This window comes from Pigmentiphaga sp. MLSB6-MA01 (genome assembly GCF_058793475.1).
Window position 1 is genome coordinate 165380 of the sequence record NZ_JBXAFV010000003.1, and the last position, 17281, is coordinate 182660.

General features: G+C 69.2%; 15 protein-coding genes. 9 read left to right on the forward strand and 6 right to left on the reverse strand.

Going from position 1 to position 17281, the window contains the following annotated elements:
• The first annotated feature begins 122 nt into the window (after positions 1-122).
• The 9 genes from AC1Q6E_RS06305 to cobA all read left to right on the forward strand — a co-directional run bounded on the left by AC1Q6E_RS06305 (position 123) and on the right by cobA (position 11600).
• A complete protein-coding gene (locus AC1Q6E_RS06305) occupies positions 123-1412 on the forward strand; it encodes a CmpA/NrtA family ABC transporter substrate-binding protein (protein ID WP_296560177.1) in 1290 nt (429 codons plus the stop codon).
• A gap of 22 nt (positions 1413-1434) precedes the next feature.
• Positions 1435-2355 (forward strand): nitrate ABC transporter permease, encoded by a 921-nt coding sequence (ntrB, locus tag AC1Q6E_RS06310; protein WP_296560175.1) that lies wholly within the window; start codon positions 1435-1437, stop codon positions 2353-2355.
• 18 nt (positions 2356-2373) lie between these two features.
• Complete coding sequence (locus AC1Q6E_RS06315; RefSeq protein WP_492572425.1) at positions 2374-3174, forward strand: ABC transporter ATP-binding protein; 801 nt, start codon at positions 2374-2376, stop codon at positions 3172-3174.
• Positions 3175-3184: 10 nt separating this feature from the next.
• Entirely contained in the window at positions 3185-3763 is a 579-nt protein-coding gene (locus tag AC1Q6E_RS06320; RefSeq protein WP_296560173.1) for an ANTAR domain-containing response regulator, read from the forward strand.
• A gap of 14 nt (positions 3764-3777) precedes the next feature.
• Positions 3778-4938: a CmpA/NrtA family ABC transporter substrate-binding protein gene (locus AC1Q6E_RS06325; RefSeq protein ID WP_492572426.1), complete on the forward strand. Its 1161-nt coding sequence runs from the start codon at positions 3778-3780 to the stop codon at positions 4936-4938.
• A gap of 322 nt (positions 4939-5260) precedes the next feature.
• On the forward strand, positions 5261-7705 hold the full coding sequence (gene nirB / locus AC1Q6E_RS06330; protein WP_152794408.1) for a nitrite reductase large subunit NirB: 2445 nt from the start codon (positions 5261-5263) through the stop codon (positions 7703-7705).
• Complete coding sequence (gene nirD / locus AC1Q6E_RS06335) at positions 7702-8031, forward strand: nitrite reductase small subunit NirD (protein ID WP_296560172.1); 330 nt, start codon at positions 7702-7704, stop codon at positions 8029-8031. Before nirB ends, nirD begins: the two co-directional genes overlap by 4 nt.
• Before the next feature lie 15 nt (positions 8032-8046).
• Complete coding sequence (locus tag AC1Q6E_RS06340; protein ID WP_152792391.1) at positions 8047-10755, forward strand: nitrate reductase; 2709 nt, start codon at positions 8047-8049, stop codon at positions 10753-10755.
• A 23-nt stretch (positions 10756-10778) separates the two neighbouring features.
• A complete protein-coding gene (cobA, locus tag AC1Q6E_RS06345; protein WP_152792392.1) occupies positions 10779-11600 on the forward strand; it encodes a uroporphyrinogen-III C-methyltransferase in 822 nt (273 codons plus the stop codon).
• On the opposite strand, the gene AC1Q6E_RS06350 is transcribed toward cobA, so the two are convergent.
• From AC1Q6E_RS06350 to AC1Q6E_RS06375, 6 genes are read right to left on the reverse strand one after another with little or no spacing between them, the layout of a single operon-like run.
• Positions 11523-13280 (reverse strand): ABC transporter ATP-binding protein, encoded by a 1758-nt coding sequence (locus AC1Q6E_RS06350; protein ID WP_152792393.1) that lies wholly within the window; start codon positions 13278-13280, stop codon positions 11523-11525. The two genes, cobA and AC1Q6E_RS06350, sit on opposite strands and share 78 nt — an antisense overlap.
• Positions 13277-14440, reverse strand: coding sequence for a nucleotidyltransferase family protein (locus AC1Q6E_RS06355; RefSeq protein ID WP_152792394.1), 1164 nt, complete (start codon positions 14438-14440; stop codon positions 13277-13279). Before AC1Q6E_RS06355 ends, AC1Q6E_RS06350 begins: the two co-directional genes overlap by 4 nt.
• A complete protein-coding gene (locus AC1Q6E_RS06360; protein ID WP_152792395.1) occupies positions 14437-15111 on the reverse strand; it encodes a glycosyltransferase family 2 protein in 675 nt (224 codons plus the stop codon). The genes AC1Q6E_RS06355 and AC1Q6E_RS06360 overlap by 4 nt, the downstream gene beginning before the upstream one ends.
• Positions 15108-15803 (reverse strand): glycosyltransferase family A protein, encoded by a 696-nt coding sequence (locus tag AC1Q6E_RS06365; RefSeq protein ID WP_492572427.1) that lies wholly within the window; start codon positions 15801-15803, stop codon positions 15108-15110. The genes AC1Q6E_RS06360 and AC1Q6E_RS06365 overlap by 4 nt, the downstream gene beginning before the upstream one ends.
• Positions 15803-16846 (reverse strand): hypothetical protein, encoded by a 1044-nt coding sequence (locus AC1Q6E_RS06370; RefSeq protein ID WP_492572428.1) that lies wholly within the window; start codon positions 16844-16846, stop codon positions 15803-15805. The genes AC1Q6E_RS06365 and AC1Q6E_RS06370 overlap by 1 nt, the downstream gene beginning before the upstream one ends.
• A gap of 3 nt (positions 16847-16849) precedes the next feature.
• Entirely contained in the window at positions 16850-17260 is a 411-nt protein-coding gene (locus AC1Q6E_RS06375) for a PqqD family protein (RefSeq protein WP_152792396.1), read from the reverse strand.
• Between the last annotated feature and the right edge of the window lie 21 nt (positions 17261-17281).

A 17281-nucleotide genomic window follows, 5' to 3' on the forward strand; every position in this document is an offset into this window, starting at 1 on the left:
TGCTTGATAGCTATGCCGGCCAAAGCGGGTCGGCAGACAACCCAGTGGTAGGAACAACGGCGTTCCGTGGCGATCAGGCAGGGCCTTGTTCGCGCGGAACGCTTTTTTGCCTGGAGCGCCGGATGAAACAGACCCCCTCGCACGACTCTTCGCCAGCAGGCGCCACCCCCGCCGCCCCCGATGGCCAGCGGCGCAGGCTGCTGACCGCCGGAGCCGCCACGGGCCTCATGAGCCTGGTCGACCCGCTGGTTCGCGCCGGCGCCTGGGCGGCGGGCTCCGACGCGCCCGAGAAGACCGAGGTCAAGATCGGCTTCATCCCGCTGACCGACTGCGCCTCGGTCGTCATGGCGTCGACGCTGGGCCTGGACAAGAAGTACGGCGTGAAGATCACGCCGGTCAAGGAAGCCTCCTGGCCCGGCGTGCGTGACAAACTGGTCAATGGCGAACTGGACCTGGCCCACGTGCTGTACGGGCTCGTCTACGGCGTGCAACTGGGCATAGGCGGCCCCCGCAAGGACATGGCCGTGCTGATGAACCTGAACAACAACGGCCAGGCCATCACCCTCTCCGGCAAGCTCAAGGACAAAGGCGTGCGCGACGGCGCCTCGCTGGCGAAGCTGATGAAGAGCGAGAAGGCCGAATACACCTTCGCGCAGACCTTCCCGACCGGCACGCACGCGATGTGGATCTACTACTGGCTGGCCGCCTACGGCATCAATCCCATGCGCGACGCCAAGGTGATCACCGTGCCGCCGCCGCAGATGGTGGCGAACATGCGGGTGGGCAACATGGACGGTTTCTGCGTGGGCGAACCCTGGAACGCACGGGCCATCATCGACAGGATCGGTTTCACGGCCACCACCACGCAGGGCATCTGGACCGACCATCCCGAGAAGGTCCTGGGCACCACCGCGGAGTTCGTGCAGCGCCATCCGAACACGGCACGCGCCGTGACGGCGGCGGTGCTGGAAGCGGGCCGCTTCATCGACGCCTCGGCCTCGAACCGCCGCAAGACGGCCGAGACCATCGCCGCCAAGTCCTATGTGAACACCGACATGGACGTGATCCTGGACCGCATGCTGGGGCGCTACACGGACGGGCTGGGCAAGACCTGGGACGACCCGGACGCCATGAAGTTCTACAACGACGGCGCCGCCAACTTCCCCTATCTGTCGGACGGCATGTGGTTCCTGACCCAGCACAAGCGCTGGGGCCTGCTCAAGAGCCACCCGGACTATCTCGCGACGGCGCGCCAGGTCAACCGCATCGACATCTACAAGCAGGCGGCGAGCGCGGCCGGCGCCTCGCTGCCCAAGTCAGAGATGCGTTCGTCCAAGCTCATCGACGGAGTCGTGTGGGACGGGAAGAACCCCGCCGCCTATGCCGACGGCTTCAAGATCAACGCGGCCTGAACGCCGCTCCAGGACCACCGCCATGACCGCCACGGCCCGCTCCCTTTCCCCCGGCCCCGCCGCCGCCCCGCCCGTCGCCGAGGTCATCGACCTGCATGCGGCCGCGGCGCCGGCGCCGAGTCCGCCCGCGCCCGCCCGCGCCACCCTGCTCGACCGCATCGACTGGCGCGGGGTCTGGGAAACCTTCGTCAAGACGGTGGCCGGCCCCTGCCTGGGCTTCGCCCTCTTGATCCTGGTCTGGCAACTGGTGTCCAACGCGGTCCCCGAGATCCCCACGCCCGCCGTGACGGGCAAGGCCGCCCTGGCGCTGTTCTCCGATCCGTTCTACGACAATGGCCCGAACGACCAGGGCATAGGATGGAACCTGCTGTCGTCGCTGCGGCGCGTGGCCATCGGCTTCGGCCTGGCGGCGCTGGTGGGCATCCCGGCCGGCTTCATCATCGGCCGCTTCGCCGCGGTCAGCGCGGTGGTCTCGCCCCTGATCAGCCTGCTGCGCCCGGTGTCGCCGCTGGCGTGGCTGCCGCTGGGCCTGCTGCTGTTCAAGGCGGCCAACCTGGCCGCCATCTGGGCGATCTTCATCTGTTCCATCTGGCCGATGATCATCAATACCGCGGTCGGCGTGACACGCGTGCCGCAGGACTACATGAACGTGGCGCGGGTGCTGAAGCTGTCCGAATGGAAGGTGATGACGCGCGTGCTGCTTCCCGCCGTGCTGCCCTACATGCTGACCGGCGTGCGGCTGTCCATCAGCACCGCCTGGCTGGTGATCGTCGCCGCGGAAATGCTGACCGGCGGCGTGGGCATCGGCTTCTGGCTGTGGGACGAATGGAACAACCTCAAGGTCGAACACATCGTCATCGCCATCTTCGTGATCGGCATCGTCGGCCTGGTGCTGGAAGTCCTGCTGACCCAATTGGTCAAGCGTTTCACCTACGCCGACTGACACCACCAAGGAATCGCCATGGACAAGTTCCTCAGCATCGAAAACGTGGGCCAGGTGTTCAAAACGCGCAAGGGCAGCTTCGTGGCCCTGCGCGACATCGACCTGACCGTCTCCAAGGGCGAGTTCATTTCCCTGATCGGCCATTCGGGCTGCGGCAAGTCGACGCTGCTCAATCTCGTGGCGGGCCTGACGCGGCCGACGTCCGGCGCGCTCATCTGCGCCGGGCGCGAGATCGACGGCCCCGGCCCCGAGCGCGCGGTGGTGTTCCAGAACCACTCGCTGCTGCCCTGGCTGAGCTGCTACAAGAACATTCACCTGGGCGTGGAACGGGTGTTCGGCGCCACCGAGAGCAAGACCCGGCTGCGCGAACGCACACTGGCCGCGCTGCAACTGGTGGGCCTGGCCCACGCCGAGCACAAGCTGCCGCACGAAATCTCGGGCGGCATGAAGCAACGCGTAGGCATCGCCCGCGCGCTGGCGATCGAGCCCGACGTGCTGCTGATGGACGAACCCTTCGGCGCGCTGGATGCGCTGACCCGCGCCCACCTGCAGGACGAGCTGCTGGAGATCGTGGCCAAGACGGGCAGCACGGTGATCATGGTCACGCACGACGTGGACGAGGCGGTGCTGCTGTCGGACCGCATCGTGATGCTGACCAACGGCCCGGCCGCGACGATAGGCGAGATCCTGGACGTGCGCCTGCCCCGGCCGCGCAGCCGGGTCGAACTGGCCGACGACGAGCACTACCACGCCTGCCGCACGGCCGTCATCGATTTCCTCTATCGCAAGCAGAGCCACCCCACCCGCCAGGCCGCATAGCGATCTTCCCATGCCCCGAGTCCTGCTGGTCAACGACACCGACAAGCCCATCGCCGAACTGCGCGAGGCCTTGCAGCGGGCCGGCTACGAGATCCTGGCCGACGTCGCGCATGCCCGCGCGCTGTTGCATGCCGTCGAGACCCAGCGGCCTGACGTGATCCTGATCGACACCGAATCGCCCACCCGCGACACGCTGGAACAACTGGCGGTCATGAACGCCGCCGCGCCGCGGCCGGTGGTCATGTTCTCGGACGCCGCCGACCAGTCCGTCATCCGGGCCGCGGTGCGCGCGGGGGTCACCACCTACGTGGTCGACGGCATGGCGCCCGGGAAACTGGCCCCCATCCTGGAAGTGGCCTGTGCCCGCTTCGACGAGGAAGACAAGCTGCGGCGGCGTCTGGCCGAGGTCGAGCAACAACTGGCCGATCGCAAGGACATCGACCGCGCCAAGGGATGGCTGATGGACCGGCACGGACTGGGCGAGGCCGAGGCGTTCGAACTGCTGCGCGGCCAGGCCATGAAACAGGGCGTCCGGCTGGGCGACGTCGCGCGGCAGGTGCTGTCGCTGTCGGACCCGCCGCGCCCATGAACGGAGATACCCCGATGTCCCTCTCTCCTCCGACCCCGCAGGCGGGCCGCGTGATCGCGGGATCCGACGCGCCCGAAAAACGCCAGCTGCGCGTGGGCTTCATCGCGCTGACCGATTGCGCGCCACTGGTCATCGCGGTGGCGCGAGGCTACGACCGCAAGTACGGGCTGGAGATCGTCCTGCAACGGCAACCCTCGTGGGCCGCGGTGCGCGACAAGCTGCTGGCGGGCGACCTGGACGCCTCGCACGCGCTGTACGGACTGGGATACGGCATCCAGCTGGGCCTGGGCGGACCGCAGCGGGACATGGCGATGCTGATGTCGCTGAACCAGGGTGGCCAGGCCATCACGCTGTCGCGCGCGCTGGCCTCCCGGGCGCGCGATGGCGCGGCGCTGGCGCGTTTCATCCACGGCGCCGCCACTCGCCCCACCTTCGCCCATACGTTCCCGACCGGCTCCCACGCCATGCTGCTGTACTACTGGCTGGCCGCGCACGGCGTCCATCCCCTGCGCGACGTGCGCAGCACGGTCATCCCGCCGCCCCAGATGGCCGAAGCCCTGCGGCGCGGCGACGTGGACGGCTATTGCGTGGGCGAACCCTGGAACGCCCTGGCGCAGAGCGAGGGCAAGGGCATCACCGTCGCCCTGACTTCGGAAGTGTGGCCCAATCATCCCGAGAAGGTGCTGGCCTGCACCCGCGACTTCGCCGATAGCCATCCGCACACGGCGCGGGCGCTGATCATGGCCTTGCTGGAAGCCTGCCGCTACCTGGACGTGCCGGCCCACCGGGAAGAGGCGGCGTCATGGCTGGCGCTGCCCGATTTCGTCGACGCGCCGCGCGACGTGATCGCCTCGCGCCTCTTGCCCGAGAAGGCCGCGGACGGCAGCGCGCCGGGCATACGGTTCTTCGCCGACGGCGAGGCGAACTTTCCGTATCTGTCGGACGGCATGTGGATGGCCACCCAGTACCGGCGGTGGGGCATGCTGCGCGACGATCCGGACTACCTGCGGGTCGCGCAATCCATCAACCGGCTGGACCTGTATCGCGAGGCAGCCGCGCAAGTGGGCGTGGCGGTGCCGGTATCCACCATGCGTTCCAGCCGGCTCATCGACGGCCGGACCTGGGACGGCGGACATGCCGCGGGCTACGCACGCGGCTTCGATATCCAGGCCTGACGGCGCGGCGCCGGCGCGCGCGGATCGGGCATGGGCCGCCCCTCGGGGGTGCGCCGCGCGCCGGAACGCACAAGGCCGGTGCGTCGAAGCCGGCGCGCCCTTCCCGGCCTTTCCGTCCGGAGCCTGGAAACGCCCGGCATCGCGGGCACCCTGGCGATCCGGCACACACCTTGCTTAACCCAGGATGCGGCCGCCTGCGCGGCCCGCACCCAGGCCGCCGGCACCAACGGCGGCCCGATCCCGGACAACGGCGTCCCCTCGCAGCCATGCTGCGGCGGGACGCCGTTGTCGCTTCCGGAACTGTCTGACCGAGTCGAACATGATGAACCGATCGAAACTGGTTGTAGTGGGCAACGGCATGGCGGGCATACGCACGCTCGAAGAGCTCCTGGCGCTGGCGCCCGACCGCTACGACATCACGGTTTTCGGCGCCGAGCCGCACCCGAATTACAACCGCATCCTGCTGTCCCCGGTCCTGGCCGGCGAACAGGACTTCCAGGACATCGTGCTCAACCCCCTGTCCTGGTACGAGAAGCACGGCATCGCCCTGCGCACCGGCACGCCGGTCGCGCGCATCGACCGTCGCCGCCGCGTGGTGATCGCGGCCGACGGCGCCGAGTCCCCCTACGACCGCCTGCTGCTGGCTACCGGATCCAACCCTTTCATCCTGCCGATACCGGGCAAGGACCTGGACGGCGTCATCACCTACCGCGACATCCAGGACACGCAGAAGATGATCGCGGCGGCCCGCACCCAGCGCCGCGCGATCGTCATCGGCGGCGGCCTGCTGGGCCTGGAAGCGGCCAACGGCCTGAAGCTGCGCGGCATGGAGGTAAGCGTGGTGCATCTGGGCGACTGGCTGCTGGAGCGCCAGCTCGACCGCACGGCGGGCAAGATGCTGGAAGCGTCGCTGGCGGATCGCGGCCTGGACTTCCTCCTGGGCCGCTCGACCAGCGAAATCCTGGGCGACGAGGCCGGCCGCGTGCGCGGGGTGCGCTTCAAGGACGGCACGCAGATCGAGGCCGACCTGGTGGTGATGGCCGTGGGCATCCGGCCCAACACGGCGCTGGCCGAGGCAGCCGGGCTGCACTGCCGCAACGGCGTCGTCGTCAACGACGTGCTGCAGACCTTCGACCCGCGCATCTACGCCGTGGGCGAATGCGTCAACCATCGCGGCACCGCCTATGGCCTGGTGGCGCCACTGTTCGAGATGGCCAAGGTGGCCGCCAACCACCTGGCCGAGCTGGGCTACGGCGCGTACAAGGGCTCGGTGCTGTCGACCAAGCTCAAGGTCACGGGTATCGACCTGTTCTCGGCCGGCGACTTCACCGGCGGCGGGGACACCGAGGACATCGTGCTGTCCGATCCGGCCGGTGGCGTCTACAAGCGGCTGGTCATCAAGGACGACAAGCTGGTCGGCGCCTGCCTGTACGGCGACACCGTGGATGGTGCGTGGTACTTCAAGCTGCTGCGCGAGGGCCGGGCCATCGGCGAACTGCGCGACCGGCTGATGTTCGGCGAATCGAGCGTCGGCGATGCCGGCGTGCAGGGACAGAGCCGGGCGGCCGCCATGCAGGACAGCGACGAGGTATGCGGCTGCAACGGCGTCTGCAAGGGCACGATCGTGCGCGCCATCCAGGACCAGGGCCTGTTCACCGTGGACGACGTCAAGAAACACACCAAGGCCGCCAGCTCCTGCGGCTCGTGCACCGGCCTGGTGGAACAGATCCTGATGAACACGCTGGGCTCGAACTTCCAGGAAGCGCCCAAGACCAAGGCGGTGTGCGGCTGCACGGACCACAGCCACGCGGCGCTGCGCCAGGCCATACGCGAACACAAACTGCTGAGCCACGCCCAGGTCCACGACTTCATGGACTGGCGCACGCCCAACGGCTGCAGCACCTGCCGGCCCGCGATCAACTACTACCTGGTCTCGACCTGGCCGCACGAGGCGGTGGACGACCCGCAAAGCCGTTTCATCAACGAACGCGCGCACGCCAACATCCAGAAGGACGGCACTTTTTCGGTGGTGCCGCAGATGAAGGGCGGCGTCACGAACGCCGCCGAGCTGCGCCGCATCGCCGACGTGGCTGACAGGTATGCCATCCCCATGGTCAAGGTCACGGGCGGACAGCGCATCGACCTGCTGGGCGTGAAGAAGGAAGACCTGGTGTCGGTCTGGCGCGACCTGGGCATGAACTCCGGCCATGCCTACGGCAAGTCCATCCGCACCGTGAAGACCTGCGTGGGCATGGAGTTCTGCCGCTTCGGCACGCAGAACAGCACGCAGATGGGCATTGAACTGGAGACCATGCTGGCCAACATGTGGAGCCCGCACAAGGTCAAGCTGGCGGTGTCGGGCTGTCCGCGCAACTGCGCCGAATCGGGCATCAAGGACGTGGGCGTGATCGCGGTCGACAGTGGCTGGGAAATCCATGTCGGCGGCAACGGCGGCATCAAGACCGAGGTGGCGCAGTTCCTGGCCAAGGTCAGGACGCCGGAAGAGGTCAAGGAATATGCCGGCGCCTTCCTGCAACTCTACCGGGAAGAGGCCTGGTACCTGGACCGGACCGTGCACTACGTCGAGCGCGTGGGCCTGGACTACGTCAAGCGCCGGATCGTCGAGGACCCGGAAGGCCGCCGCGCGCTGCACGAGCGGCTGCTGCATGCCTTGCAGGGCTTGCGCGACCCGTGGGCCGAGCGGGTGGCCGGCAAGGCCGCCCGCGAGTACATCCCCCTGAAACTGGTCTCCGAGGAAGTCGCATGATGAGCGCCAATGACGCACACCCCTGGGTCCGCCTGTGCCTGGTGGACGATATCCCGCGCCTGGGCAGCCGCGTCGTCGAGCGCGCGCAGGGCAACCTGGCGGTGTTCCGCACCGCGCAGGACAAAGTCTTCGCGCTGCTCGACCGCTGCCCCCACAAGGCCGGGCCGCTGTCGCAAGGCATCGTGCACGGCGAGTCCGTGACGTGCCCGCTGCACGGCTGGCAACTGGGGCTGGAGGACGGCCGCGCCCGCGCGCCCGACGAGGGATGCGCGCGGCGCTTCTCCGTGCGCGTGGACGAAGGCGTGGTCTACCTGGACCTGGACTGAAGACGGGAGACCATCATGGGCGAGGCACGAACCACCGCGTCGACCTGCTGCTACTGCGGCGTGGGCTGCGGCGTCCTGATCGACAGCGAGGACGGCCGCATCACGGGCGTGCGCGGCGACCCTGGCCATCCGGCCAATGCCGGCAGGCTGTGCTCCAAGGGCCTGTCGCTGGCGCAGACCGCGCAAAGCGATGCCGGCCGGGCGCTGCACCCGGCCTGGCGGCCGCGGCGCGACGCGGCGCTGGAGCCGATCGACTGGGACACCGCGCTGGACCACGTGGCCGCACGGCTGGCCGACGTCGTACGCCGGCACGGCCCCGACGCGGTGGCCTTCTACGTGTCCGGACAGTTGCTGACCGAGGACTATTACGTCTTCAACAAACTGGCCAAGGGGCTGGTCGGCACCAACAACATCGACACGAACTCCCGCCTGTGCATGTCCAGCGCCGTGACCGGCTACAAGCTGTCGCTGGGCGCCGACGGGCCGCCCACCTGCTACGAGGACCTGGACCACGCGCACACGGTATTGATCGCCGGCAGCAACATGGCCTACGCCCATCCCGTGCTGTACCGCCGGCTGGAAGCGGCGCGCGAAGCGCGCCCCGGCACCCGCTGGATCGTCGTGGACCCGCGGCGTACCGACACCGCGGCGATGGCCGACCTGCACCTGCCGATCCAGCCTGGCACCGACGTCGCGCTGTTCAACGGCATGTTGCACCACCTGATCTGGGAAGGCTGGCTGGACGCCGACCACATCGCCGGCAGCACCGAGGGCTTCGACGCCGTCAAGCGCATGGTGCGCGACACCTCCCCCTCGACCGCCGCGGCGCTGTGCGGCATCCGCGAGCGCGACCTGTGCCAGGCGGCCGAATGGTTCGCCCGCAGTCCCGCCACGCTGTCCCTGTATTGCATGGGCCTGAACCAGTCCAGCCACGGCACGGACAAGAACCTGGCCCTGATCAACCTGCACCTGGCCACCGGGCAGATCGGCCGCGCCGGCGCGGGACCGTTCTCTCTGACCGGCCAGCCCAACGCCATGGGCGGCCGCGAGGTGGGCGGCATGGCGACCATGCTGGCCGCCCACCGGGACATCGCCAGCGCGACGGACCGCGCCGAGGTGGCCGCCTTCTGGGGCGTGGATGCGGTCTCCGGACGGCCGGGGCTGACCGCCGTCGACATGTTCGAAGCCCTGGAGACCGGCAAGGTCAAGGCGATATGGATCGCCTGCACCAACCCGGCCCATTCCCTGCCGGATCTTGCGGCCGTGCGCCGCGCGCTGCGGCGGGCCGAGCTGGTGGTGGTGCAGGAGGCCTATGCCGACACCGATACGGTGGCCTACGCCGACGTCTTGCTGCCGGCTTCGAGCTGGGGCGAGAAGGACGGCACCGTCACGAACTCGGAACGGCGCATCTCGCGCGTGCGGCCCGCCGTGGCGCCTCCCGGCGAGGCCCGCGCCGACTGGCGCATCGCGGCCGAGGTCGGGCGGCGGATGCAGGCGCTGCTCCGTCCAGCCGCCCCGGACCTGTTCCCCTACCAGACGGCGCGCGCGATTTTCGACGAACACCGCGCGCTGACCCACGGCCGGGACCTGGATATCGGCGGCCTGGACTACGACCTGCTCGAAATACGCGGCCCCCAGCAATGGCCCTTCCCCCCCGGCCAGGACACCGGCCTCGCCCGGCGCTACACCGACGGCCGCTATGCGACCCGCTCCGGGCGCGCCCGCTTCCACCCCGTCGTCTACCGGCCCGTGGCGGCCGCGACCAGCGCGCGCCATCCTTTCCACCTGACCACGGGCCGGCTGCGCGATCAATGGCACGGCATGAGCCGGACCGGCCGCGTCGCCCAGGCGTTCTCGCACGCGCCCGACCCCACGCTGGACATGCATCCGGCCGACGCCTCCCGGCGTGGGCTGTCGGAAGGCGACCTGGTGCGCGTCATCAGCCGCGACGGCGCCATGGTCCTGCCGCTGCGGCTGACGGACGACCTGCCTCCGGGCACCCTGTTCGCGGCCATGCATTGGAACGGACAGTTCCTGAACAGCGGCGGCATCAACGAAGTGTGCAACGCCGCCGTGGACGACAAGTCCTTCCAACCCGAGCTCAAACACAGCGCGGTCCGGATCGAGAAGGCGGACCTGGGATGGCGGGTCCGCGCCGCGGTCCAGGCAACGGACCAGGAGGACGCCCTGCGCCTGCGCGCCGGGCTGCAGCCCCTGCTGGCGTCTTGCGGATACGCGGCGCTGGGCCTGCGCGGCGACGCCGCGCGGTCCGTGCTGGCGCTGACCGCGGCGATGGCGGCCCCGGACGAAGCCTGGCTGGATGCGCTGGCCGCCGCGCTGGGCATGGGCGCGAGCCCCGATGTCCTCGAATACCGCGACCGGCGGCAGGGCGTACGCAAATGCGCGCGCTGGGACACCGGACAGTTGCGCGCCTTCGCGCTGGCCGGCGACGTGGGCCATGCCGAGCCGCTGATCGAACGCCTGCTGTCCGACGCCCCGTGGAGCGGTTCACGCCTGCGCGTCTTCACGCCCGATGGCGGCGCGCCCGCGCGGGACCGCACGATCTGCCAATGCAAGGGCGTGCCCGAATCGGCCATCTCCGCCGCCATCGCGCGCGGCGCCGATGTCGCGGCACTGAAAGCCACCCTGGGCTGCGGGACCGTGTGCGGCTCCTGCGTGCCCGAACTGACCCGCCTGTGCGGGACCTCGCGGATGTCGGCATGAGTCCGCGACAACAGGAGGATGAGATGAAACCAGGACGAGTGATCCTGATGGGCGCCGGCCCCGGCGACCTGGATCTGTTGACGCGCAAGGCGGTCCGCGCCCTGTCGTCCGCCGACGTGCTGCTGCTGGACGAACTGGTGCCGCCCGACATCGTCGAACTCGCGCCCCGGGCGCGCGTGCTGCGCGTGGGCAAGCGCGGCGGCTGCCGCTCCACGCCCCAGCCCTTCATCCAGCGCCTGATGCGCCGCTACGCGCTACAGGGCAGGACGGTCGTCCGGGTCAAGGGCGGCGAGGCGCTGATGTTCGGCCGGGCAGGCGAAGAAATCGCCTTCCTGGAAGCCGCCGGGATCGAGGTGGAACTGATTAACGGCGTCAGCTCGGGCATGGCGGCAGCCGCGGCACTGGGCATCTCGCTCACCCATCGGGACTACTGCCATGGCGTGAGCTTCGTCACCGCCCATACCCAGGACGGCACGCCGCCGGACTGGCAGGCGTTGGCGCGCAGCCGGACCACGCTGGTCATCTACATGGGCATGCGGCGCATCGAGGACGTCGCGGCGGGTCTGCTGGCGCACTTGCCGGCAGGCACGCCGGCCGCGGTGGTGCAGTGGGCCTCGACACCACGCGAGGCAAGGCTGGTCACCCTGTTGGGCCGGCTCGCGGACGACGCGCGCGAAGCGGGGTTGGGCAGCCCCGCGATCATTCTCGTCGGGGACGCGATCGGGTTGGCTCGCGCCGACGGCCGGCGCGACGGGGACACCGTCGGGTCAATCGTCGGTCCGGATCCGTCCCGCCTCGACCCGCAGGACGCGGTCGCAGAAATCCAGCGTACTGGGGCGATGTGAGACCACGATCACCGTGGTTCCGGCGGGCAGCCCCCGGATGACCCCGAGCAGCTCGGCCTCGACCGCGGCATCGAGCGCACTGGTTGGTTCGTCCAGGATCAGCACCTCCTTGCGCTGATAGAGCGCTCGCGCGATACCCAGGCGCTGGCGCTGGCCCCCCGACAAGCGGACGCCACCTTCGCCGCAGGGCGTTTCGTAGCCCTGGGGCAGCCGGTCGATCATGCCGTCCAGGCATGCCTGGCGCGCCGACCAGCGCACCAGTGCTTCATCGATGGCGGCCGGATCGACGCCAAGGGCAATGTTCTGGCGGATGCTGGCGCTGGACAGGAAAATGCTCTGCGGCACATAGGCGATCTTGCGCTGCCACAGTTGCAGGTCCGCCGGCGGCAGCACCCGCCCGTCGACCCACAGCGCGCCCGGCTGCGGCACCCGCAAGCCGCACAGCAGATCCAGCAGCGTGCTCTTGCCCGCGCCGCTGCTTCCCACCACGCCCACCCGCTCGCCCCTGCCGATCAGCAGCGTCTGCCGGTCGATCACGCGTTCGGCGCGTCCCGGATGACAGTAACTGGCCTCGACCAGCCCGAAGCTGTCGTGGAAGCCCAATTGCCGGTGGTCGGGGGGATGGTCCCCGGGCAAGACGGGCAGCGCCTCCAGCACATCCCGCAGCACGGGCGCCGCGCCGTTGAGAGTCGCCCATCCAGAATAGATCTGGTGCAACACCGGCAGCAGCCGCTGGGTGGCGAGCACGAACACACCGAGGACCGGGATGATCATACCGGCGGGCATTGCCGTTCGCGTCAGGCCGTAGGTCAGGGCAATCACCAGCAGCAGCCCGATGGTCTCCACCACGTAGCGGCGGGACTGCACCAGCGTATTGTTTTCGGCCTGCGCCTTCCTGAACGCCGCTTCGTACTGTCCATAGGCCTGGACGTAGCTGCGCTGCTGGCCGGACAGCAGCACGTCGCGGATCGCGCCCAGGCTTTCCTGGGCCGCCTGGAGAGCGCGGCCATGGTTGGCGGCGATGCGGCGCCCGGAATCCAGCAGGCGGCGCCGGGACAGGGCCGCGATGCCACCATAGATCAGCCCGAAGGCGAGCGCCAGCCCACCGGCGATGGGCGCGCTCACCATCAGCAGGAAGGCGACGATGGCCAGCGCGATGATCGAGGACGTGCAGATCAGGATACAAGGCACCACGACCTGCGAGGCCACCACGGTCACCTTGTACGACAGGATGCTCAGGGTATCGCTGGAATGGCGCTCGGTATGCGCGGGAAACGGCAGATGCAGCGTGCGGTCCAGGCAGGCAAGCGCAAGCTCATGGCCGACGCGCTGGGCCGCATGTTGGAGGCGCGCCACCAGGCACACCCTCAGCACACCCGTGGTCAGGGCGGCCAACGCGAGCGTGGCCATGCCGATCCCCAGCACCCGGGCCGGATCCATGGAAGACAACCCGGGCACCCAGGCGGACAAGCGGCCCCACATGGGCAGGCCGGCGGGATCCACCAGCATGATCAACACCGGTACGACCGATCCGATGGTCAGCACCTCGGTGGCCGACACCAGCAGGGCGAGCAGCAACAGACGCGCCAGCGCGCTGCGGTGCCGGCCCGGCAACCAGCGCCACAGGCCGCGCACCAGTTGCAGCGTGGTCTGCGCCGACGTGGAAGAAAGCAGGCTCATGGTCCGGGGCGCGTCGCGCGGCGCGCACGCAGCACGCGCCGTGTATTACGCCATGCCCAGCGGCCGAATGCCGCGATCCCCGCGGGAGGAAAGTCGACCGAAGCCCCCACGCTGGTCCAGAAGGGCACGCCATTGTGGCGCGCCACTTGCGCCGGCTCGATCAATCGCGAGCGCAGCTGGGTCTTCAGGTGGTAGCGCCAGGGCCTGCGCGCCGATTGGCCCGGCGCGTCCCATGGCCCCGGCGGGCGGTAGTACAGCCAGAACGTGCCGGGCCGTCCGCGCCGGACGCCGGCAGCCAGTTCCAGCACCGCCTGGCGATCGAACTCTATGGTCGCGGGCGCCTGCTCCGCCAACATCTTCAGCGCGATCCGCACCGCGTCGGGGACGGAGAACTCGCTGACGAAAAACTGGAACCGGGCCGTGTCCAGCACCGGACGCTGGACCAGGATGGACAGTGCATCGACCACCCATCGGGCGTCATAGTGCACGGACGGCGTCGTCAACCCGTGGGCCAGGATGTGCGCCAGGTTATGTTCGACGCAGGGAATGGTGAAGCACCCTTTGGGATGCTCGACGACAAGCGCCTCGGCATACATACGATCGACGCTGGACTGCCGGAGCGCCCAGTTGTGCAGGTACCAGTGCACGTCGAACTCGAAGCGATCCGGACTGAGCCAGGTGATGGAACGCAGCGTCGCCCCCTTCTTGGTCATGCCTTGCGCGGCGAAAAAAGCCAGGACCTCCTCGGAACGATGCTGGATGCCCCCCAGCAGCAAGTCTATGTCCGCCATGGGCCGGGCACCCAGCCCATGCGGATTCGTCAGCGCCATGGACACGCCCTTCAGGAACACGCATTCGCCCAACCCTGCCTGCAACAATGCCTGCCGCAGCCGCTGGGCACGGTCCAGCAGCAGGTGATTGCGATACAACGTGTGCTTGTAGGTACCACGCACCCGGGATTCCGCGAACGGGCTCAAGCCGCCTTCGGGCAGGCGCCGGGCCACCCAGGGCAGCATGCGATGCTGCCCGTCGGTCAACGCGTCCGCCTGGATGGCCCGTTCCAGCACGGCCAGGTCACGCTCCGCCGGCCGGGCCGCGAAGCACAGCTCCAGCAACGCTCGCTGGACGGTCGGGTCGGCAACGCCGAACAAGGAGATCATGCCCGGCCCCGCTGACGTTGCAGATGGGCGCGCACCACCGCCAGATAGGCGCTGTGTCCCGACGTGGACAGCGTGTGATTCCCGCCGTGTATGCGCCGGCGCAGGAACAGCGCGTCGGAGCGCGCCCAGCCGGCCTGGGTAGCCATCAGGCGCGAGGCCAGGTCGATGAATTCGCCGCTGACCAGGCTGGTGTCGAAATCCCCCACCCGCTCGAGCAATCCGCGGCGTATCGCGGTGGAGCCGCACAGGACCGCGGCCTGCGGTGGCGGCAGCACGTAGCGCTGGCGTGCCTGGGACGGCATCTCCGGGCTGAGGAAGTGTTCGACCCAACCGGACACGATCGCGACCGACGGCGTCGCCATCAGGCCCAATGCCACGGCCTGCCTGCCGGGCACCCACAGGTCGTCATCATCCAGGAACTGGATCAGATCGCCCCCGGCCATCGCCAACCCTTCGTTGCGGGCGGCAGCCGCGCCGCCATTGCGGGGCAGGCGGCGGTAGCGGATGCGCGCATCGCCCATCTGCTCGACGATGGCCTGGATGTCGTCGGGAGAGGCATCGTCGACCACGATCACCTCGTCGTCCGGCGCCAGTTCGTCCAGCGCGGAACGCAGCGCTTGCGAGATGTAGGCGGAGGCCCGGTAGGCCGGCATGATCACGCTGGTTTTCATCGCTGCCGCTCCAGTTTGGCCTTGATCACATGCAACAGTTCGCGGCTGGACCGCGCGGCCAGGGCGGATGCGTTGTGGGCATGCAGACGCCGGTCCAGCACGACGTCGGGCAGCATGACCTCGGTGCCGCCGGCCTGCCGCGCGCGGGCGAACCAGTCCACGTCGTCGCTGTAGCGATAGGCCTCGTCCAGCATGCCGATCCGCCGGAAACGCTCCGTCCTGATCAGCAGGGCGCTGAGCAGATAGCCGAGCTGCGGGCCGTCCTTCCAATTGGCGCGGCACCAGGCCGGATAGTCGTTCACGCCGTCCAGGAAGAACGCCTGCATGCCCAGCACGTGGCCCGTGTCCGGGCGCTCGGCGAACACCGCCCCCTGCAGGGCCAGTTTGTCGGCCACCCAGCGATCGTCCTGGTCCAGGAATGCCAGGTACTCGTGGCGGGCACGGCGTATTCCTTCGTTGCGGGCGCCTGCCACGCCCACGTTGCGCGGCAGGACGACATATTCGATGGCGCGGTGGCGCCGCGCCAGCTGCCGGCACACGACATCGCTGTCATCGGTGGAAGCATCGTTGACCAGGCAGACCTGCAACTGGCGCGGCGGCGCCGACTGGGCCAGGACGCTGTCGACCGCCTCTTCCACGAAGCGTTTGCCATTGAACACGGGGATCACGACCGAAAGACCGGAACCGATCATCACCTCTCCAAGAGTTCCACAATGCGGCGGCTTGCCCCGGACAGGCCCGCCGCCCCCCGGGCGACGGCCACATCGGCGTAGGGCGCCACCTCGTAGACCCGCTTCGCCATGGCCAGCGAGCGGTCCGCCCAGTAGGGGGCCTGCTGCACGCTGCTCAGGGCGAAATGCATGAACCCGGGCGCCGCGCGGACCGGCGCGGCGCCATCCTCCGGCGCCAGCCGCAGCCCGGCGATGGCGGACAGGCGGAATCCGGGGACCAGCCGGCCGACCTCGCCTGCCCGATTGGCCAGCAGCACCTGCTTGCCGGTCGTGGCGTCGACCTCCCAGGGTTCGCCGTCCAGGCCGGGACCGATTGCCAGCGGTGCGCTTGGATGCAGCTTGAGCGTGCGATACACCGCATGGACCTGGCAGGCGCCCTCGCCGGGCGCGAGCACGGCGTAGTCGTCGCCCGCCGAGTTCAACCCCTGCCGCAGCAGGTTCAGCGTCGTGGTGGACTTGCCCGAGCCGCCTGGTCCCGCCAGCAGCACGCCCCGTCCACGGGCATCCGCCACGCTGCCGCCATGCGCCAGCCATGCGCCAGCCTGCAAGGCCAGCAGGTGGACGAAGCTCTTGAGCGGCGAGTACCGTTCCCAGGAAGGCAGCCGCGCGCAGTCCTCCGCATGGAATACACCCAGGCCGCGCAACGCATCGAAGGCCGTGATCAATCCCCGCGCGGGATCCGGCAACAGCAACTGGTGCGCCCCGCCTTGCCGGGCCGCCTCGAAACACGCGCGGACCCCGGCGCCCGACAGGTGCAGCCCGGGCAGCGTCCGTGGATGGCGCCCATCCAGGCACCAGACCTGGAAGACCCCGGGCTCGGGGCGGTCCAGTTCCGTGGCCGCATAGAACGCGCGGACGATGTCGGCAAAACCCGACCGGGCATCCGCGATCACATCGAAACGAACCGGGCCGGCACGGACGGCATGGACGATCCAGTCCCCCTGCGCCTGGCCGAACGGCATCAGGCGGCCAGCCAGCTCATCGAACCATTGCCGGTGCGCCATGCCTCAGGCGGGCTTTTGCGGCCAGCCCGCGACGACGTCGGTCTCGTGGATGGGGTCCAGCCCAAGGATTTCCTGCATGTCGGCGTAGACCGACATGGTCAGCTCCGCGGGGTCCGCGACCGCGATGGCGGGCACGGCGACGTCGGCCGGGCTCGGCGCCGCGATCAGTATCTGTTCATCCAGCGCCTGCTGGACCAGTTTGCCGAGCGCGTCTCGCGCGGCCTCGCTCCAGCCGTTGGCGCCGGCCAGTTGCTCCGGCGTGACGCCGGCCATCAAGGCTTGCCACACCTCGACCGCCGTGCCCTGCAGGTTGTAATAGTTGCCGACGTCCAGATTGATCACGATGGTTTCATTGCCGACCACCTCGGCGATGCAGGGCGGCGACTGTAGCGTGTACGAGCTGGAGAAATTCATGATGCTGCGATTTCCGAATGC